This is a genomic window from Paenibacillus sp. Dod16 (genome assembly GCF_049893405.1).
Classification (GTDB): Bacteria; Bacillota; Bacilli; order Paenibacillales; family Paenibacillaceae; genus Paenibacillus_AQ.
Map to the genome: position 1 here is coordinate 127024 of NZ_JBNDYG010000011.1, position 19650 is coordinate 146673.

A 19650-nucleotide genomic window follows, 5' to 3' on the forward strand; every position below is an offset into this window, starting at 1 on the left:
AGATAGAAAGGGTGTAGAGTGAACATGTCAGAACTTGTCGTTCAAACGAAAGCCGGGCGTATTCATGGCAGTTCGGAAAACGGAGTACGCGTATGGAAGGGAATTCCTTATGCGAAGCCCCCGGTTGGCCCGCTTCGATTCCGTGCTCCTGTGCCCCCCGATCCATGGGACGGGATAAAGGATACCACGGCCTTCAGCCCCATGTGCCTTCAACCGCTTGAATCCACTTCAAGCATGCTAGGCGGAGGCGTTACCAAAACCGTGTCCGAGGATTGTCTCTATCTCAATGTGTGGGCACCCCTGAACACGCCAGCGGAGCCGCTGCCGGTCATGGTATGGATTCACGGGGGCACTTTCGTCACAGGCTCAGGCAGCTTGCCAAGCTATAACGGCACGCCTTTCGTACTCCGGGGCGACGTGATTGTGGTAACGATCAATTACCGGCTGGGTCCGCTCGGCTTTCTCCATCTCTCCCCATACGGCGAAGCCTACTCCTCCAATACCGGTTTATTGGACCAGATCGCTGCCCTGGAATGGGTGCGGGACAATATTGCGGGCTTCGGCGGCGATCCGGAGCGGGTTACCGTATTCGGAGAGTCGACCGGCAGCATGAGCATCGCAGCCTTACTTGCAATGCCGGCAGCCAAAGGGTTGTTTCACCGGGCTATCATGCAAAGCGGCGCTGCCCAAGTCATGGCTCCGGAACAGGCAAAAATGGTAACGGCAGGTTTGCTTAAGGAGCTGGACATCTCGCCTGATAAGGTCCATGAGCTTGAATCACTCACAGGTGAGTTAATATTCGAAGCCGGGGAACGATTGAAGAAACGATTTGGCCCTGGTGTCAGCATGATCTTCCAACCGGTGCTGGAACCGGGCACTTTGCCTCATGATCCGCTGCAGGCTGTTCAATCGGGCTGGGCCAAGGACGTGCCGATCCTGATCGGCACAAATCTCGATGAAGGCGCCTTGTTCTTCCGGCCGGACATGCCGCTTGTGAAGGAAGACGATCTTGTACGCACCGTTGAAATGATGACCGGTATCCAGGATGCCGCGCCTATCACCAAGGAATACCCGTACAGCATCGACGGACATGCCCAGATTATGACTGACCTGTATTTCTGGCGTTCGGCCCTGCAATTCGCTTCCGCTCAGAGCAAACACGCGCCGGTATGGATGTACCGATTCGATTGGACGCTGCCAAATCATCCGGTTCTCGGCAAAGCGATGCATGCCCTGGAGATACCGTTTGTATTTAACACCCTGGCGCTGTTTCAGAACATCGGTGTTCAAGTCGATGCCGCCACGCAAGCCCTGTCCAACCGGATGCAGGATGCTTGGATATCATTTGCGCGCCATGGTTCGCCGGATACGGAGGCGCTGCCGTGGCCAGCTTATGATCCGGCATCGCGCTCAACGATGATATTCAACAACGACAGCAGGATCATCGAGGACCCGGATGCGGAGAAACGGAACATGCTGCAATTATAAAATGGAAAAGCCTTAAGCAAGGGCCCTTTCGCGGGAGGTGGTCCTTATAACAGCAAAAAAAAGCTGTATTTCCTGGCATGACATCATGGATATCATGCCGGAGTACAGCTTTTTGTTAATTTTAGCAGGCCGCACATGCACATACACGACTAACCTCTGGCGTACCTCTATCCTACAGCATCCGGTTCAGGCTCTGTCCGTCGAAGGAAACTTGGATCGGACCGAGCCGCTCCTTATTTCACAGCTCCCTGCGTAATGCCATTGATGATCCACTTCTGGGCGAACAGATAAATAATGATCATCGGCAGCATCGCCATCAGATATGAAGCAAAGGCCAGATTGAAATCTGTATTGAACTGCCCCTGGAAAATATACTGCACAAGCGGCAGCGTGTAGGAATCCGTATCGCTGATAATGATGAGCGGCAGCAGGAAGTCATTGTAAGTCGAAAGGCAGATCAGAATGCCTACCGTCGCATTGATCGGTGCCATAATCGGGAATATGATTCTCCAAAAGGTCCCCCAAGTCGACGTGCCGTCCACCCGAGCCGCTTCCTCCAGCGCAACCGGAATGGATTTAATATAACCAACATACACAAATACGTTAAATGCCAATGCATACACGGTATGCAGGATGGTCAACCCGACCAGGTTCGTCATATTGAACCCGGCTGTCAGCTTGACCAGCGGCAGCATAATAATCGGGAACGGAATGAACATAGCGCTGATGAAATAGAAGTATAAACCCTTGAAGAACTTTCGGTTCATATTGCGGGCAATGGCATAAGCGACAAGCGAATTGGTCAGCAGGGTCAGTACCACCGTTGCCGTCGTTACCATCGCACTATTGCCCAGCGCGTTGAAGAAATTGGTCATTCGAATGGCATTCGTAAAATTCTCGAAATGAAGCTCCTTCGGCAGGCCGAACACGGAAGCCAGCATGTCCTCCGGCGTTTTGAGCGCAATCGTGATTGTCATATACAGCGGGAACAGGATCAGTATCGTCCCCAATGTGATGAGAATCATCACCGTCCAGTTGGTTTTCGTCCGCATTACATGTCCCCCTCTCTTCTCTGCAGGAACCGAATCTGCACAATCGATATCGTGGCAATCAGGATGAAGTAGATCACGGAGTTCGCGGATTGATAGGCAAACTCCCCTCCCTCGAAGCCGCCGGTGTAGATCAGATGGGAGATGGACTGCGTGGCCCGACCTGGACCGCCGTTGGTAAGGGCGACGATCTGGTCAAAGACCATCAGGGAATTCTTCATCGCAAGCACCATGTTGATCGTAAAGAATGGCGCGATCAGCGGAAACGTTATTTTCCAAAATTCCTGCCAGCGGTTCGCCCCATCGAGGTTGGACGCCTCGTACAGTGTTTGAGGGATAGTCTGGAGCCCCGCGAGATACAGGATCGTGTTATATGCTATGCCCTGCCATACCGCTACCACCACGATACCGATCCAGGCATGCTGTTCACTGCCCAGAATATTGGTGGACAGCCATTCGATCCCCAGATTTTGGCCCCAGATGGTAAACACATTCGAGAACAGATAGTTGAAGATGTAACCAACGATCAGCACACTCAGAATATTCGGAAGAAAGTAGATGCCTCTGAGGAAATTCCTCGCTTTGATTCTGGCATTTAGCCCCATGGCAATCAGCAGACTGAAGATGTTGATCAGGATGGTTACCACGACCGCGAATTTGAATGTGAACCAATACGCATTGCCCACGTTACCGTCCTTGAACAGATTGATGTAGTTCTTGAATCCGATGAAATCGAAGTTATCGCCGAATCCATTCCAGTTCGTGAAGGAGTAATACACCCCCTGCAAGGCCGGCAGTGTCAGAAATACGAAGAACAGCACGACCGCTGGCACGGTCATCAAATAATAAGGCATAAGACGCTTGTTCATGTTGGGTCCTCCTCAATGCTCATGGATATCGTGTCACAGCGTTGATCGCTCCGTTAGCGTCTGTCCGCTACCTTGTCCCATTCGGTGTCCAGCTTCTGTAGATACCCGTCAATGTCCCTGTTCTGGAGGAAGGATTGGATCACCGAGTTCAGCTGCACAGCGGCAGGAATATAGTGATCGGCAAAGTCGATAACTTGGCCCCGCTCCAGATAAGGCAGCAGCTCTGCAACGGCAGGATCATCCTGCGTTACGCCCTCAACGGTCGAGAACAGCGTTTGCTCCGTAATATATTGCTTGCTATTCTCAGGCTCCAGCAGAAACTGAATGAAACGCTGAGCCTCCTCTTTATGCTTCGAATCCTCGGAAATAGCCAGTAGAGTATCAACGCCCGAAATCAGTTTATTCTCCTCCGGATTATCGCCGGTTGGCAAAGGAAAGAAGCCGATCGGCGCATCCGGATTGGCCTTCCGGATTTCCGGAATTGCCCAGGTTCCCTGGATATACATGGCCGATTCACCCCTCGCAAACCCCCGGTTGCCGTCCGCGTAGTTCTTGCCGAAGTTATCCCCATGGCCATAGTCCATCAACGCGAGCTGCTTCTCCGCAATCTCTCGATACTTCTCGGCAAACGTTACCGTGCCTCCCCGGCGATCCATGTAAAACTCTATGCCTTCCAGATTGGATGCCAATGCGTTAAACGGCAGCACCGTCTGCCAATCGTCTTTATAAGTGAAATAAAACGGGATTATCCCCGCATCCTTGGCCTTCTGCGCCGTAGCTAACAGCTCGTCCCAGGTCTTGGGAACGCTGAGCCCCAATTCCTTGAAAATTTCCGGATTGTACATGACGCCGTTAGCGTTCGTTGAATAAGGAATGCCTGTAACCTCGTCCATCCCCGCTACGTCTTTCAGCATCTGAACATAGGTCTCATCCACCTGACTCAGCAGCGGATTATTCGTCAAATCCATAAATATGCCGCTTTGCGCAAGCAATGAATACGTATCGGTTGCACCCATGCCGATAATGTCAGGAATATCATTCTTGACAACTCTTGTCTTGAGTACGGTCTCCGCATCCGGCGGATTCACCTGAACAACCTTGATCTCGGACTGGGATTGATTAAATTTCTCAATTAGTGCGTCAAAGGAGCCCTTAGCCTCAGGCTTATTCTGAAAAAATTCAATCTGCACGCGTCCCGATTCCTCTTTTGCACCGCACGCGGCCAGCATCAATACCATCACCAAACACGCCGCGATCCTTGTACCAAGCTTCATGGTCTGCCCCCCGTTTCATATCCTGATGTAGTTTTGGTCAAAGTCCATGTCTATTTACTACCCTTTTTGCTTGGTTGGTAAACCTCCCGGACGCCGAGGGGACGCCCTCTTCACTTTATTGGACAAAACGAAAAAGCCAGCAGACCAGGCTCTTCAGCCTGGTCTGCTGGCAGGGATTGGCTATCTGCTCATAGCCTGATTCAACCTACTCCAACCATTTTTTATGAATGTCCGCAAACTTGCCTTGCAGCTTCATTTCGTCAATCCACATTTCCAGATAGCTTGCATATTCAAAGTCGCCGCGAGGAATCATGTAGCCTTTTTCACTGTTCGTGAACGGCTTATCCGTCAATGCAGCATACAGTCTGGAATCTGCTTTTGCATACGTAATCGCTTCGATCGTATCGGTAATCATCACATCATACGTACCGTCCGCCACCAAATGCGGGATATCCAGATTATTTGGAACGACAGTCACATTAGCTTTCGTCAGATGCTCGCGTACGAACACCTCGTTCGTTCCGCCCGGATTCACGCCAATGCGAACCGAAGGTTTGTTAATGTCTTCAATCGTCAGGTATTTGTCCTTGTCTTCAGCACGAATCAATGGGGCTTTACCGAAGGAAATGTACCCTTGGGATACATAAGCCGTTTTTTGTCTTGCCGTGTTGCGGGTAACGCCGCCCACTGCGATATCGAATTTATCAGCCTGCAGGTCTTTCATCATGTTGGACCATGTGGTGTTGACGTAACGAACTTCCACGCCTAGATCTTTACCGAGCTCTTCCATAGCGTCAACGTCATAACCTTCATACTCTTTTGTAGCAGGATTTAAATATGTAAACGGTTTGTAATCCCCTGTCATACCAACCCGGATGTAGCCTCTTTCGATAATTTCGTCGAGCTGGGAAGCCGATTGTTTCTTAAGTTGTCCGGGTGCATTGGTCGAAGCTGATTTAGCGGATACCTCCGGTGATGTGAGCACTTCGTTTGCAGCAAAACCCGTTGCCACCAATGATAAGCTGACTACCCCTGCTAGTAATACCTTTTTCCAATTCTTAGCCATGTCTTCATTTCCTCCAGTTTTCATCTAGTTGTACATCGTGATGCCCCTTGGTTGGCAGCGGCATCGATCTGCCTGAAACACTCTGATCATCGTCTTGCTGGTACTTACTGGTACTTTCCGTGACTTACTGCCTTCCTCGTTACGATTTGAGCCTCTTTTCTTCCAGGTATCCCCCCTCTCAAGTACCCATACGTGCGGTCCATAAGAACGGAATGTTAAAGCCTGAATTTGGCAAGCTCTTTGCTAAGCTCCTGAGCGACCGTCTCCAGATGTTTAACGGAGTTCGAAATTTCCTTGATGGTTGAGATTTGATCTTCCACAGCGGCAGACACATTTTGGGCGTCGCTGGAAGTCAGATCTGCGATGGATTTCAGCTCTTCCACCGAAGCGCTGACCTGTTCGGATCCCGCCGACATTTCCTCGGAAGCTGCCGATACCTCCAGAATGTGGTCAGCCACGTTGCGTGTCGCACTCAAAATGTTATCGAATTTCTCGCGCACCTCTTCAATCAGCGCAATTCCATCCTGTACATCCTTCCGGCTTACGTCCATCACCTGTACGGCGTTAATTGTGTCCTCGCGGATTTCCGTTATCAGCTTCGCGATCTGATCGGTCGATACCTCGGATTGTCCAGCCAGTTTCTTGACTTCTTCAGCCACGACTGCAAAGCCGCGTCCATGCTCGCCTGCTCTGGCTGCTTCAATAGAAGCATTCAAGGATAGCAAGCGAATCCGGGAGGTCACTTCCGTGATGAAGCTCAGAATCTGCTCGATTTCGGAAGAACGCTCATTCAAGCGCTCAATTGCCGTGCCGACCTTGGTCGTGCCCGCGCCGATGTTGCCGATCTGCTTCACCGCTTGTTCAACGACAACCGATCCGGTCTCCGCTTGACTTGCCGCCTCCTGTGCAGCTTCAGATACCATGGAGGACGTTTCGGCTATTTTGACGATCCCGCTAGCCATGTCACTCATCGATACGGCGATTTCGTTGGAGCTTGAGGCGTGAGCATTCGCGCCGCTGGCAATTTGACGAATGGAGGCGCCGATACGATCCACGCTGTCCATAGCCGTCTCCACCCCGCTCGAAACGGTCTCCGTTACCGACATAACTTGTCGGGAGGAATCATTCACACCGAGGACCAGATGCTTCAGATGCGATACTGTCTGGTTAAAATCGCCGGAAAGGACGGCAACTTCATCCTTGCCGCTAACCTGAATGGTCTTGGTCAAATCGCCTGCCGCAACTTCCTTAACTGCCGTGTTGAGCCTGCGGATCGGCCGGACGATCTGTGCCGTGAACCAAACCGCTGCACCGGCGGAAACGACCAGCGCGGCAACGGAAATAATGACTAACGTAACCGACATCTCCGTGATCGGAGCATTCAGCTCCTTGGTCGGTGCCGTTACGAATATGCCCCAATTCAAATTGGATGGCGCATAGGCAGCCGAGTACTTGGTACCTTCCAATACATAATCGAACTCGCCAGGTGCGCCTTGACTGACCTCCTCGTAGGCCTTCGTTAATTCCGCACTATTAACCTCCTTCACAGTCATTTGTAGAACAAGTTCCTCTTGCGGATACCACATGAACGTTCCCGCTTTGCTCAAAAGAAAAGCGTATCCGGTGTCTCCAAAGGTTTGGGAGGATACTTTTTTCTGCACCTCGTTGATCGGAAGCGTAGAGCCCATATAACCGTACTGTTTTCCATCCTTCATCAACGGAATGATCATCGTTACAATGTTGTTTCCCGTACGCTTGGAAAGCACCGGCTCGGATACAACCAGCTTGCCTTCTCCCTTCCCGGCTTCCTGATAATGGACGCGATCGGACACATCGGTCACCTCGCCCAGAAAGTTAATGACGTTCTTCCCCGTCAAGTCGTACGAGAAGAAGAAGGTCTCAAATTCCGGGTTCACTTCCTGTGCAGCCTGAATCAACTGCAGATCCTGCTCTTTATTCCCTGTTATAAATTTCCCCACGCTCTCAACCTTGGCAATTTCCACGTCAAGAAATTGATCGATCTGAAGCGCCAGCTTTTCTGCTCTAAGCTGTGCTTCCTTGTCCAAGCTCTCCTGCAGTAAGTCAGATGACCGGTTGTAAGTTACGGCAAAGACGGATCCAAGACTGACGAGCAAGAGCAAACAAATCATTGTAATCATTTTTTGCTTGAGACTCTTAAGCATGCTGATAACCCCCCCAAAAAAAATAGTTCCTGGGTCCTATCCGATCATTCGTCCAAAATTTTTGCAAGTGCTCTTTTTTCTGTAAGGACTTTCTCTCTACAAACAAAAATGAACAAATCACATCGAAAAATCATGGTATAAAATGGTGAAATAAGACTCCACTTTATTAGTTATCGGTAGGGTATGTTCGTTTTTTGAGAGGTTAATGAGACATTTTACACAATTCGACATTAACGTGAGAGAGCGAAAATCCAGGAGTTTATCTAGTTCAAAAGATTTAAATATATATAAATATTTTCATACATCTTTAGTCCCTGCCAACATGTTGCAGGAATTTCCTGAGTTTATATGGAATGTATCAGCACCCTGAGGAGGAGTGAGGTTTGTGACATTTCCATTCAACGAAGACTTATCCCAGCTATTGCCCGACCTTAGGAGTTATTGCATGCAGCTTGCATCCGGCTCCAAGTGGGACGCTGAGGATATCGTGCAAGAATCGCTGATCAAGGTCCATCACGCTCTTGAACAGACGCCTAATCGGAAGGTTACCAAAGCCTATCTATACCGGATAGCGCAGACCACTTGGATCGATATGTACCGTAAACAGAACAAAAAGCCCGTTCTACAGGCAGATGCCGGCAAACATGAGGCGTACCATGACCAATGCATCTTGGTAAGGGAATCGTTGGAGCTGCTTACATCTCAACTCACCGCCCTTCAGACGGTCCTCATTATCCTTGTCGATGTCTTCTCCTATACAGCCAAAGAAGCAGCCCAGCTTATCCACAGTACGGAAGGGGCGGTTAAGGAAGCTTTGAAAAGGGCCCGAAAACGGTTGAAAAGTTTCAGCGTCAAGCAGGATATACAGGAAGTGTCAACCAAGGAATCAAGTCAAGTTATAGGCCCTCCCTTCGCTTGGTTTGAACAGCTGCTTCAAGGTTTTCGGTCTGCCAATCCCTACGCGATCGCCAATGCCTACCTGTCCATACGTTCGCAGAACATCCTTCTTCGCGATGTTCAGCGTTCAGGCGAGACGCTGTCCTTTACCTTCCGGGATCCAGACGGACATTTGCTTACCTTTACGACAAATATTTTTTTCAGACCCGTTTCTTTTGCACCCTCAACTTCCGTTTAATAAGTAAAATCGCAATCAGCGATGCCTAATCTGGTTAGGACCATCTGAAAGGAGTGTATAATCAATGGCAACAATCCCGCAGCGGGTAGCCGTCATTCAATGGCCAGTAAAAAATGTGGAACGATCACTCAAATGGTACCAGGAGGTGCTTGGCGTCACGCTGACCTTCCCGTTTACCCCAGGTGATCCTGCAGCCTGGCTGTGCATTGGCGACGTCGGATTCGGCTTAGTACAAACGGAAGAAGTGCCTCGCCTGGAATTTACGGATATGCAAGGGAATCTTCAATCCATTGTCCAATTGCAGGTGAACGAAATTCATGAGGTATACCGGCATCTTCAGGACAAAAAAGTAACCGTCAGCGATATGAGGTACATTTCGGACGGTGGCTACAGCTTCAGCTTTACCGATCCGGACGGCAACACCGTTAGTCTCTGGGGCGGCTGGCCATCTCCGGAAGACCACACGGACTAAGATAAAAGCAAAGAAGGCTGTCCCCTATCAAGCAGAATAATCCGCTTTTAGGGAACAGCCTTATTTCATTGCATGTGGATTCTTAATTTACGAACAGATATCCTTGTTCATTGTAAGCATGGAGCAGCGTGTACCGGCTGTTTCGAACCTTGTGAGCCTCACCCAGGCTCCGCTTCAACAATTCGCTCTTGATCGGAAGCTCCGACACTCCAGCCGGTCCGCCGACCGTTCGCATCATATCAGCCAGCTCTGCCGGCTCCGGGATTTGCGTTATATGCAACCGGATTTCATTCCAGTGCTGCATGATCCGAAGTGCAGCGTCATCCGCACCCTGGGGGGCGCCTTTGTTCAACTCAAGCCCCTGTTCCCCGAGACGGTGATACAGCTTCGAGATTTCCACGCAAGCGGCACCTACCTTGGCACCGTGCAGCAGCTGCTTCTCCCCCAGCCGGATAAACTCCATCTCCCAATAGTGGGACAGATGATGCTCCGAGCCTGAAGCCGGATGGGATTGACCGAACAGCAGCATGGCTAAGCCGGATTCGACGAGCGCACCCATTAAGAGGCGCACCCCCTCCTCGGTTCGCTCCGCAATCTGTTTCATCCCTTTCACGCACTGGTTAAGCGCAGATCGCGTAATATCCGCCGAGATTTGCAAATAGGGTTCATCGGCCACCAGGCTTCCGAATTTCCAGTCGAACAGGGATGTATACTTGCCCAGCATATCCCCGAACCCGGCTGCGGTAAGCTGTGGGGGAGCCGACATGAGAATATCGACGTCCGCAAAAATCGCGCTCGGTCCAATGGCCGGAATCGTCTTTTTCTCCCCTCGTATAATGATGGGTGCTCCCTTGGAATTAAATCCATCCACCGAAGCGGCCGTGGGTATAGAGATGAACGGAATACCCGCGGTATAGGCAGCATACCGGCTAATATCATGAATCGTTCCCCCGCCTACCGCCAGCACCGCCTTCGCCCCGCTTTGCTGGATATCCAGTATGACCTGAATCAGGGAAACCTCATCCGCGATAACATCTCCCTTCCGGTCCGGATGAAGCCTGGTGACTTGGACCTGAATCGAGGATTTCGTGAGCAGGCTCGCAAGCGGCTGGCCCGCTACGTCATAGGTATTGCCGTCGACGACCATCACCACCGAGGTCCAGCGTTTCGTCTCAAGGTAACCCGCGACCTCGCGCAGAGCTCCGGACTGGATCCGAACCAGCTCCACTTCATCCAGATTCGAAAGCTGCCTAGCAGGTAAGTCCGCCGCCAAACTTCGGACATTCGATAAAATGGAGGTCATATCGGAGTGCCCTTCTTTCCGATCACAGCCATCGCCGGCAGCGGGTCATTGCAGGTCATGCCGGTAACCCCGCATTCCAGCGAATAGCGGACACCCTCCTCATCGTCCGGACAATAGCTCCAGACCAGCAGTCCCTGCTCCTGAAACCGGGCAACGAGCTCCGGCGTAAGCAGCGGCATCTCCACGCCGATTGCCCACATCTTGGAGTAGGTTCCATCCTCGCCGAGGACAAATCGGGACATTTTCTCGCCAGGAAAACCCTGGGTCTTCAGTCCATGCGTATCATGAATATGGGTCAGAACTTCTGCATCGAAGCAGGTGAATACACAGCGCGGCAGGTACCCGTATCGGTTCAGCACATCAATCGCCAGGTCTGCTGCCTCTATAGCATCAGGGCTTGGCTTAATCTCCACGTTGCACAGAACTTCGGGATATTCCCGGAGCAGTTCGCATAGCTCCGCAAGCGTCGGGATCTTCAATCCCTCAAACTCCCGAGCGAACCAGCCGCCCGCATCGAGGGATTTCAGCTCTGCAAGCGTATAATCCCTCACCTCGCCGGCGCCGCTCGTCGTGCGCTGAACCGTTGCATCATGGATAACCACCACTTCCTTATCCCGCGTCAGCCGAAGATCAAACTCCAGCATATCTACCCCTAACTCCAGCGCCTTGCGAAAGGCCAGCAGCGTATTTTCCGGATAAGCTGATTTATACCCGCGATGTGCAGCCACCATCGTACAGGATGGTTCCCGTAGTCGTTCGATCATATGTCCTGCCACTCCTTTACCAGTTGTTATTGGGCCAAAATCCGTTCCGTCTCTTTCTTGAAGGTATCCAGCGTAGCCGGAATATCCTTGCTGTCGTACATGATCGCTTCTATGGCCGAGAAGAACTCATGCATAATCTCCGGCCATGCTACGTCCTTATTGGTATCGGTCGCAAATTCCAGCTGATCATAGGCGACTTTGCGGTTCGGTTCCTTGGCCCACAGCTCTTGGATCTTCTCCGACTCTACCATCTTCTTCGTGAAAGGCAGATAACCGGATTGCAAAATAAATTCAAGACCGCCTTCCTCTTCCATCTCCATCCACCGGATGAACTCCCATGCCGCTTCCTTGTTCTTGGAAGAGGACAGCATCGTCACATTCGCGCCTCCGGTCGGATTCGCATATACTTCGTCCTTAGGCAGGAATGCCGTCACGTAATCGAAATCCACCGCGCTGGACAGCCCGCCAATCGATCCCGTCGATTGATACATCATTCCGACCTTGCCTTCCACAAACATGCTGTTCACAATGTTGCCGGAATCCTGAGCCGGCGGATAATACAAGGCGCCTGTGCTTTGCAGGTCTTTAAGGTAAGTGAACATCTTGGCGCCTGCGCCGTTATCCCCGAAGCCGATCGACGTATTATCATCGTTGAAAAAAGTGCCGCCAGCCTGCGAGATCATGGCAATCGGATACCAAGTGTCATAAGGCATCGTAACGCCGTAGCGCTTATACTCGCTGCCTTCCTTAACCACCAGCGCATTGGCGACCTCCTTCAGCTCCTCCCATGTGGTCGGAATTTGAAGACCCTGCTCATCCAGCAATGTTTTGTTCACATGCAGAATCGGGGTGGAACGGTTCAGCGGCAGCGATACTAATTGATCATTGAAGGTGGAGTGTCCCATCAGTCCCGGCGTAAAATCTTCGACGCTGATGCCAGAGCCTTCTAGATAAGGCGTCAGATCTTCAAGCACTTCCGAATCGGCGAACATCTGAACGTAGGCTCGCTCCAGCATACTGACGTCCGGACCGGTATCGGATGCTATCGCTTGCTGCAGCTTGGTTACCGTCTCGTCATAACTTCCCTGGAAGGTGCCTATCACCTCGATATCCTCATGGGATGCATTAAAACGCTGGATGAGCGCGTCCATGTATTCCCCGTTCTTGCCGCCCAGCGAGTGCCAGAACTGAACCGTGGTTTTCCCTTTGTCTCCGGACGGGGCTTCGGTTCCCCCGCTGCCCGGGGCTACGCCTGGATCACTGGAAGTTCCCCCGCCACCGCATGCGGCAAGCAAACTGAACAGCATGATGACGGATAGCAGTGTATACCATTTGGATTTCATATGACTCATTCCTCCATTAATTATTCGATTATGAATTGCTGAACCCTGTCATTTCCTGTAATTATTTAATGCCTGAATAAACAAAAGCCTTCACGATGTGTTTCGAGCAGAATACATACACAAGCAGGATCGGCACCACCAGAATCACATTCCCGGCCATAATGATATGCCAGTTGCTGATGCCCTCAGTCTCCCTTAGCATGGCGATCCCCAGGGTCAGCGGCCGGACAGCAGCAGAATCGGTCATGACGAGCGGCCAGAAATAGTCATTCCAGTGGCTGACAAAGCTGAACAGCGCAATGGTAGCCAGTGCCGGCTTCGACATGGGAATCATGATTTTTCGAATGATTTTGAATTCGCTCGCATTATCAAGGCGGGCCGCTTCAATGATTTCCTCCGGAATCTGCATGAAATATTGCCGCAGCAGGAAGATGCCGAAGGCATTCGAGATGAACGGGATAATCTGCGGCAGCAGGGTTTTGACCAATCCCCAATCGGCCATCATCAGATAGACCGGAATGAACGTCACCTGGCCCGGGATCATGAAGGCCAGCAGGATCATGCCGAACAGCAGCGTTTTTCCCGGAAACTTATACTTGGCAAATGCATACGCGGCCGGGATCATGATCAGGAACTGCAGAACGATGATGGATCCCGTGACAACAACCGAGTTCCTGAAATAGGTCAGAAAAGGACCTGCCTGCATCGCCTCCGCGAAGTTGCCCCACTGCGGCGAGGCTGGAATCCACGTTGGCGGAAACGTCATCGTTTCCCGGAATGTCTGGAGCGAGGTGGAGATCATCCACAGAAACGGGAAGATAAATATCATGAGCACCGCGGCTTTCAGCAAATAACCTAGCATTGTCCATACGATTTTTAAGTCAAAGGTCTTCAAACTGTGCCTCCTTTCTGCATGGCCAAAGCCTTATTGATAATGGACCTTTTTGGACAGCAGCCGGAAATAAATGAACGTGAGCAAACCGATAATGGCCATAAGCACAACGCCTGTCGCGGCCGAATAACCGATATTGGTCGTCCGGAAGCCGTATATGTAATACACAAGCGTAGTCGTTGCATTATTCGGTCCTCCACCTGTCATCACCTGAACGGTATCGAAGACTTTGAAGGAACCGATCGTCATGATGATCAGGATAAAAAACAGCTGCGGCGAAATCATCGGCAATGTGATTTTATAAAACACCTTGAACCTGCTGGCATTATCCAGCGCAGCCGCTTCATAAATGCTTGGCGATATGCTCTGCAGGGCTGCCACGATAATCAAGGTGTAATAGCCGATAGCCTGCCAGACCGATACGATAATGACGGAAATCAATGCGGTCTTGGAGCTTTGCAGCCATGCGGACGGCGGGAGTCCCACCAGCTTGAAGATATAGTTGAGAAGTCCTTGATTCGGCTCCATCAGCCACAGCCAGACCAATGAGATCGACACAATCGAAACGACGTGCGGCGTAAAAATCCCGGCCTGAACGACCGAATTGAAACGCCCCTTCTTGTTAAGCCATACCGCAATCAGCAAGGATAGCAGCATGGTTAGAATAACGACGCCGACTGTGTAGATGGACGTGTTCCAGAGCGCTTTGTAGAAATCCCCGCGGCCCAGAATCTGGGTGAAATTGTCCAGTCCGACAAACTTGCTCTTATCCTTGTTCATCAGGTTGTATTTGAACAGGCTTAAGTAAATCAGATAACCTACCGGATACATCACAAACAGTATGATACCAGCCATGGCCGGCGCGATCAGCACATAGGGCCTGATCCCTTCCCAGATCCGCTTCTTATCCATGAGCCAGCCCTCTCAGCCGCTCCATGAACTCCCTATAGCGGACGTCCTGCGCTTCGATCCGGTTCTCATCCGCTCCGAAGAAAAACAATTTATCCGCCGGTACGCCGAGATGTACCTCCTGATCGACATGGAACTGGTCATCCTGACACTTCACCATGAATGCCTGGCCCTCCGTTGTCCTCACCTGATAAATCGTCTCGGATCCCAGCATTTCGCGCGTGATGACCTCCCCCTTGGTCGTATAATGAAACGACTCCGGTTCTGTGCCGATCACGACGCTCTCCGGACGGAATCCGAATGTGGTGCGATCGTCGCCAAGCGGCGCAATGTTCATGGGGGGAACCCCGATAAACTGGGCCGCAAACAGATTGCTGGGCTCCCGGTACACCACTTCAGGCGGCGCTTCCTGCTGTATGATGCCTTTGTTCATAAGGACGATGGTGTCTGCCATCGACATGGCCTCGATTTGGTCATGGGTCACATAGACAAAGGTCGTTCCCAGCTTCTTATGCAGCTCAATCAGCTCGATCCGCATCTGAACCCTGAGCTTGGCATCCAGATTGGACAACGGCTCATCCATCAGGAAAACGGACGGATTCTTAACCATCGCCCGGGCCAAAGCCACCCGCTGCCGTTGTCCGCCGGACAAGGTGGATGGCTTGCGATCCAAGTAATCGTTCAGTCCAACGGTTGCCCCTATGGTCTCCACCAGACGTGTACGCTCGGCTTTGGGAACCTTGTTGTTCACGAGACCAAACTCGATATTCTCGCGGACCGACATGGTCGGGTAGATCGCGTAATTCTGGAATACCATGGCCACGCCGCGTTTACCCGGCGCAATGCGCGTAACATCCTTGCCATCGATAAGAACGGAACCGGAGGTTTGAGGGTCAATACCCGCGATCATCCTTAGGAGCGTTGTTTTCCCGCAGCCTGACGGACCGACCAGCACGGTGAATTTTCCGTCCTCGATGGTAAGGTCCAGGTCCTGTATGACGGTTTGACGATCAAACGACTTGCTTACTTTCACAAATTCAATGGATGCCAAGAGCGATCCCCCTCACGAAAGTGTAATGATGCTGTCATGACAAGCGAATAATAAATGAATCCATAAAAATGAAAACCTTACATGCATCTGATAATAAGTACGCACCAAATGCACATGTAATGATCACTTTTGTTCATTTTTATTTAATTCGATTGTAGATGTGCAATATTAGGAGAGTGTTAGACCTTCGTACGGATTTTGTAAATTCGCTTCGCATCAAGGGATTTAACATGGCATTAACATACTGGGAGTACACTAGATAGACATGGAATCCTTAAGCATAAAAGAGCAAAAGTGCGCATTGTATGTACAAACGTACCTGCACAGCTCATTGTCTATTTAGGAAGGGAGAAATTATCGATTGCTAGCACATGAACGAAAGAAAAGGATTATTGATTATGTAAGGCAATACCGAACAGCAACGGTTGCTGCGCTGGCATCTGAATTCGGTGTTCACACGGCAACCATCCGCCGCGATCTGGCGGAGATAGAACAGGAGGGCGCTTTGAAACGCACGCATGGCGGGGTCATCATGGAGCAATGGACGCATAACGAGCCGTCCTTTAATGAGCGAACCAACTTTCATCGGGACGAGAAAATACGCATCGGTCAGCTCGCGGCTTCTCTCGTGGAAGACGGGGAGAATATCATCATTGATTCGGGAACAACCACCCTTCATATTGCAACGCATCTTGTGCACCGCTCGGACATTACGGTCATTACGAACGATATGAACGTCGCCGTCGAACTTCGCGATGCTCCGGGCATCAAAGTCATCCTGACCGGCGGGGAGCTGTACCCCTCGAGTTACATGCTAAACGGCATGTTTACCGACCATGTGCTGAAATCCCTGCATGTCGAGAAAGCATTTATCGGTACCCCTGCCCTGCATCCTCAGCATGGCCTCATGCACCCGGAAGCGCTGCTCGTCCCGGCCAAGCAGAACATGATTCAGGCCGCAGGTGAAATTGTCGTTGTCACCGACCACAGCAAGATCGGCAAGCTGTCTCTGCACACGGTCGCCCCCAACAGCGCGATACATACTCTTGTCACCGGCACTGAGGCTTCCGACTCGGATATCAAGCCGTTCCAGGAACGGGGCATTACCGTGTACAGAGTTTGAGGCTTTCACACTTTGCATACCTTCATACTTTGCATACATTGCATATCTTGCATACCTTGCGTACCTTGCATACTTTCATACTGTGCATACCTTGCGTACCTTGCGTACCTTGCATACTTTCATAATTTGCATACCTTTGTGTACCTTGCATCTTTTGCATACCTTTGTGTACATCAGCATTCCTTCGCACACCTAGGCATTCCTTTGCGTACCTTTGCGTACCTCGGCATACCTGAACATCCTTCTTACAGATAACACATAAGGCACCCCTAGGGGTGCCTTATCAAGCTGCTGCTTGCTGGCAGCTTGTTTATTTATATTCCACTGCTATGTTTCCCATCCATGCCCGCTCTTTTTTCGCCATCCCCCCGCTTAGACCAAAAGCAATAAGCAGATAATTCACTGAACGTCCAAAAATTACGATCGCTATTTCGTTCAATATGTCCAAAAATACGATCGCCATATCATTCAATATGTCCAAAACTCAACGGTCGACAGTCGATCCAAGCATGCCCCGGGCCACGCACCGTGCGCTCAGGGAGCAGTGCGCACGATGTACTTGTTCTTTATTCCTAACGGACTCAGAATACCTTATTTCATAGAAAACAGCTCTTTTAGTAACTTTAGCCGACCCAGCGGACCTTATTTGCGGTTTTAGTCGGTATTTGCTCCCGTATTTCTCATAATAGCGGATCTGGAGTCCGGTACATTGTGAAAAATCGGGTTATGATCTTAAATAACGGAACTAGGGTCCGTTAAAGTTGACGAAAGCCATGAAATCATCGAATGAAGAACATCGACAGTCAGTGAACCCACAACATTTCGATCGGTAATTTCAAGAGCCACCAGGGACAATACGTAGCCGACGGAAGCTATTTCCTCTACGCTTATTAATGGAAGTAACAAAAGGAAATCTCCCCCCACTCTCTCATTCCCTGCCCGGCTGCCTAAAAAAAAGATCCGGCAGTCATAAGACGCCGGATCTCTCACCCTATCGATTAAGGAATGACCTTCCAAACTTCGGCAGATCCAGGAGTTTCGCCTTGAGTCCACCATCTTGCTTCATAGTTCACGCCGTTGTGGCTGACTTTGCTGCCACCTAAATAAACGGCTGTTGCGCTCCATGCCGGATAGGTCGCTGCGCTTCCGGATGTTGATACGGTAAGCGGAGCGGATGCGGATGATTTGCTGCCCGTACTGCTGACGGCGACCACAGTATACGTATAGGACGTTCCTTCGGCTAACCCCGTATTGGTATAGGAGGTTGTTGTGGAAGTACCTACAAGGGATCCGTCACGGTAGATTTCGTAACTGGAAGCACCTGTGGAAGCTGCCCATGCCAAGGAAACACTGTTGTTGGTTTGGGCTGGGGAAGTAAGTCCTGTCGGTGCCGGTACGCCTGGGTTCGGCGTTCCACCACCGCCAAAGTCCACATCGATAACGTTATAGAAAGCGTTAGCTGTGTCAGCTACTTCCCATACCGCCAGAATGACATGGTAACCGGACTTTGCAGGAACGTTACAAGTGGATGCATAGTTTGTCGGAGGTTTTACACCGCCGTAGTTAATGGAGCAGAAAGGCGTCAGATCAAACGAAGCTCTGCTCAAAGGAGCATTTTGATTCCAGCCGTCTTTTGTAATGTAGTATTTCCAGCTTGCCGTCGCATGGTTGGCTGTCAAATGCCATTGGAACGTTGTGGTTCCCGGGGAAATGCTTACTTTGCTCCAGCGAGTTGCGGATTGCTCGTCAAGTTTAGGGAACACGCCGCCTGCACTGGCGATTTTGCCATCGGCAGGGCCTGCGTTCGGCCAGCCTTTAGGAGCTTCCAAGCTTTGAGGCTCATACACGACTGCGCCGCAATCGGTATTTTGCCCCTGCTTACACAGAATGGCGCGGCTGCCTGGGGAATCGACATATCCGTGGGCAGAAGCTTTATCAGCAAATAATACCATGAACAAGGTCATCAACAACATCGTGGAACCGGCAATGATCAGATTCTTGAGCCAAGCTTTGTTCGGCAAACTTAAAGTCATACAATTAATCCTCCTTTAATATAAAAGATAATAAATAAAGCGTTTACACAACCTCCGGCTGCTCGGCCCACCTCCCTTTCTTTGATACAGTAGTCACCCTCTTAATTTGACTGATAACTTGATTAAACTTGGAAATCTTCCATAACCATCGTCCAAGCTTTACCAGTACTATAATTATTTTAAAGCATATGGAAGCCCTATCCCATAACACTAATCAACGATTTGTTACACATTTCAATGAAATTGGATAAATATGTAACCTGAAATGTTATGAAAACACACGGAAATTGCAGAAAAAAATCACAAAAAAAGCATGCCTCCCCTGGGGGAACCATGCTTTCGTTCCATGCTGTTCTTTCCGTTTTGACCGCGCAACAGCTCCTATTCCACGCCGTCCTTAAAGTGTTTCTGATAATGCTTATCCCCTTTATGCTCCAAGTCCTCGATCGTAAGCTCAAGGGTATGAATGATCTGCTCCTTGACCTGATTCAACGTGTCAAAATACACGTTCTCCTCCGATCCTACAATGCGTGTGCCGCTGAGTGCCTGAACGGCCTGGTAGATCCGGTGCTGTTCGGCCAAATCGTCAACGGCTTTCAACGTATGCTTCATCTGAAGGAACAGGTCCTTATGATGCTGGGTCGTCAAACGCTTTTCAAGTTCCTCGATTCTGGCATTCATGGTGCTCCCTCCTTC

Annotated in this window: 17 protein-coding genes; 4 read left to right on the forward strand and 13 right to left on the reverse strand. The window is 50.6% G+C overall.

Annotated elements, in window-relative coordinates; genetic code table 11:
- Positions 1 to 24: 24 nt before the first annotated feature.
- A complete protein-coding gene (locus ACPV3A_RS11315; protein ID WP_426199621.1) occupies positions 25 to 1488 on the forward strand; it encodes a carboxylesterase/lipase family protein in 1464 nt (487 codons plus the stop codon).
- A gap of 233 nt (positions 1489 to 1721) precedes the next feature.
- On the opposite strand, the gene ACPV3A_RS11320 is transcribed toward ACPV3A_RS11315, so the two are convergent.
- The 5 genes from ACPV3A_RS11320 to ACPV3A_RS11340 form a co-directional block, all read right to left on the reverse strand.
- Positions 1722 to 2540, reverse strand: a complete 819-nt coding sequence (locus ACPV3A_RS11320) for a carbohydrate ABC transporter permease (protein ID WP_194540862.1) — start codon at positions 2538 to 2540, stop codon at positions 1722 to 1724.
- Positions 2540 to 3406, reverse strand: coding sequence for a carbohydrate ABC transporter permease (locus ACPV3A_RS11325; RefSeq protein WP_220686593.1), 867 nt, complete (start codon positions 3404 to 3406; stop codon positions 2540 to 2542). The genes ACPV3A_RS11320 and ACPV3A_RS11325 overlap by 1 nt, the downstream gene beginning before the upstream one ends.
- 53 nt (positions 3407 to 3459) lie before the next feature.
- The gene (locus tag ACPV3A_RS11330) at positions 3460 to 4680 is read right to left on the reverse strand and encodes an ABC transporter substrate-binding protein (protein ID WP_426199624.1); all 1221 of its coding nucleotides are present in this window, start codon (positions 4678 to 4680) and stop codon (positions 3460 to 3462) included.
- 205 nt (positions 4681 to 4885) lie between these two features.
- A complete protein-coding gene (locus ACPV3A_RS11335) occupies positions 4886 to 5746 on the reverse strand; it encodes a transporter substrate-binding domain-containing protein (RefSeq protein WP_071221923.1) in 861 nt (286 codons plus the stop codon).
- 215 nt (positions 5747 to 5961) lie between these two features.
- The gene (locus tag ACPV3A_RS11340) at positions 5962 to 7929 is read right to left on the reverse strand and encodes a methyl-accepting chemotaxis protein (protein ID WP_194540858.1); all 1968 of its coding nucleotides are present in this window, start codon (positions 7927 to 7929) and stop codon (positions 5962 to 5964) included.
- Positions 7930 to 8314: 385 nt separating this feature from the next.
- Here ACPV3A_RS11340 and ACPV3A_RS11345 point away from each other — a divergent pair, with 385 nt between their 5' ends.
- The gene (locus tag ACPV3A_RS11345; protein WP_426199626.1) at positions 8315 to 9064 is read left to right on the forward strand and encodes an RNA polymerase sigma factor; all 750 of its coding nucleotides are present in this window, start codon (positions 8315 to 8317) and stop codon (positions 9062 to 9064) included.
- 64 nt (positions 9065 to 9128) lie between these two features.
- Positions 9129 to 9536, forward strand: a complete 408-nt coding sequence (locus ACPV3A_RS11350) for a VOC family protein (protein ID WP_426199628.1) — start codon at positions 9129 to 9131, stop codon at positions 9534 to 9536.
- An 82-nt stretch (positions 9537 to 9618) separates the two neighbouring features.
- On the opposite strand, the gene ACPV3A_RS11355 is transcribed toward ACPV3A_RS11350, so the two are convergent.
- The 6 genes from ACPV3A_RS11355 to ACPV3A_RS11380 form a co-directional block, all read right to left on the reverse strand.
- Entirely contained in the window at positions 9619 to 10839 is a 1221-nt protein-coding gene (locus ACPV3A_RS11355) for a sn-glycerol-1-phosphate dehydrogenase (protein WP_426199630.1), read from the reverse strand.
- Entirely contained in the window at positions 10836 to 11603 is a 768-nt protein-coding gene (locus ACPV3A_RS11360; RefSeq protein ID WP_426199632.1) for a glycerophosphodiester phosphodiesterase family protein, read from the reverse strand. The genes ACPV3A_RS11355 and ACPV3A_RS11360 overlap by 4 nt, the downstream gene beginning before the upstream one ends.
- Positions 11604 to 11629: 26 nt before the next feature.
- On the reverse strand, positions 11630 to 12946 hold the full coding sequence (locus tag ACPV3A_RS11365; RefSeq protein WP_426199634.1) for an ABC transporter substrate-binding protein: 1317 nt from the start codon (positions 12944 to 12946) through the stop codon (positions 11630 to 11632).
- Between the two features lie 61 nt (positions 12947 to 13007).
- Positions 13008 to 13841 (reverse strand): carbohydrate ABC transporter permease, encoded by an 834-nt coding sequence (locus ACPV3A_RS11370; RefSeq protein WP_194540854.1) that lies wholly within the window; start codon positions 13839 to 13841, stop codon positions 13008 to 13010.
- A gap of 30 nt (positions 13842 to 13871) precedes the next feature.
- A complete protein-coding gene (locus tag ACPV3A_RS11375; protein ID WP_194540853.1) occupies positions 13872 to 14750 on the reverse strand; it encodes a carbohydrate ABC transporter permease in 879 nt (292 codons plus the stop codon).
- Positions 14743 to 15798: an ABC transporter ATP-binding protein gene (locus ACPV3A_RS11380; RefSeq protein WP_194540852.1), complete on the reverse strand. Its 1056-nt coding sequence runs from the start codon at positions 15796 to 15798 to the stop codon at positions 14743 to 14745. The genes ACPV3A_RS11375 and ACPV3A_RS11380 overlap by 8 nt, the downstream gene beginning before the upstream one ends.
- Before the next feature lie 361 nt (positions 15799 to 16159).
- Here ACPV3A_RS11380 and ACPV3A_RS11385 point away from each other — a divergent pair, with 361 nt between their 5' ends.
- Positions 16160 to 16921, forward strand: a complete 762-nt coding sequence (locus tag ACPV3A_RS11385; RefSeq protein WP_071221931.1) for a DeoR/GlpR family DNA-binding transcription regulator — start codon at positions 16160 to 16162, stop codon at positions 16919 to 16921.
- Positions 16922 to 17919: 998 nt separating this feature from the next.
- Here ACPV3A_RS11385 and ACPV3A_RS11390 read toward each other — a convergent pair.
- Together ACPV3A_RS11390 and ACPV3A_RS11395 are read right to left on the reverse strand one after the other, a co-directional pair.
- Positions 17920 to 18954: a lytic polysaccharide monooxygenase gene (locus ACPV3A_RS11390; RefSeq protein ID WP_426199637.1), complete on the reverse strand. Its 1035-nt coding sequence runs from the start codon at positions 18952 to 18954 to the stop codon at positions 17920 to 17922.
- 381 nt (positions 18955 to 19335) lie between these two features.
- Positions 19336 to 19635: a hypothetical protein gene (locus ACPV3A_RS11395; RefSeq protein WP_426199639.1), complete on the reverse strand. Its 300-nt coding sequence runs from the start codon at positions 19633 to 19635 to the stop codon at positions 19336 to 19338.
- Between the last annotated feature and the right edge of the window lie 15 nt (positions 19636 to 19650).

Coding starts and splice junctions, on each gene's coding strand:
- ACPV3A_RS11375 (WP_194540853.1), bottom strand. CDS start 14,750: ATGGATAAGAAGCGGATCTGGGAAGGGATCAGGCCCTATGTGCTGATC.
- ACPV3A_RS11355 (WP_426199630.1), bottom strand. CDS start 10,839: ATGACCTCCATTTTATCGAATGTCCGAAGTTTGGCGGCGGACTTACCT.
- ACPV3A_RS11365 (WP_426199634.1), bottom strand. CDS start 12,946: ATGAAATCCAAATGGTATACACTGCTATCCGTCATCATGCTGTTCAGT.
- ACPV3A_RS11320 (WP_194540862.1), bottom strand. CDS start 2,540: ATGCGGACGAAAACCAACTGGACGGTGATGATTCTCATCACATTGGGG.
- ACPV3A_RS11360 (WP_426199632.1), bottom strand. CDS start 11,603: ATGATCGAACGACTACGGGAACCATCCTGTACGATGGTGGCTGCACAT.
- ACPV3A_RS11340 (WP_194540858.1), bottom strand. CDS start 7,929: ATGCTTAAGAGTCTCAAGCAAAAAATGATTACAATGATTTGTTTGCTC.
- ACPV3A_RS11335 (WP_071221923.1), bottom strand. CDS start 5,746: ATGGCTAAGAATTGGAAAAAGGTATTACTAGCAGGGGTAGTCAGCTTA.
- ACPV3A_RS11315 (WP_426199621.1), top strand. CDS start 25: ATGTCAGAACTTGTCGTTCAAACGAAAGCCGGGCGTATTCATGGCAGT.
- ACPV3A_RS11350 (WP_426199628.1), top strand. CDS start 9,129: ATGGCAACAATCCCGCAGCGGGTAGCCGTCATTCAATGGCCAGTAAAA.
- ACPV3A_RS11390 (WP_426199637.1), bottom strand. CDS start 18,954: ATGACTTTAAGTTTGCCGAACAAAGCTTGGCTCAAGAATCTGATCATT.
- ACPV3A_RS11330 (WP_426199624.1), bottom strand. CDS start 4,680: ATGAAGCTTGGTACAAGGATCGCGGCGTGTTTGGTGATGGTATTGATG.
- ACPV3A_RS11325 (WP_220686593.1), bottom strand. CDS start 3,406: ATGAACAAGCGTCTTATGCCTTATTATTTGATGACCGTGCCAGCGGTC.
- ACPV3A_RS11395 (WP_426199639.1), bottom strand. CDS start 19,635: ATGAATGCCAGAATCGAGGAACTTGAAAAGCGTTTGACGACCCAGCAT.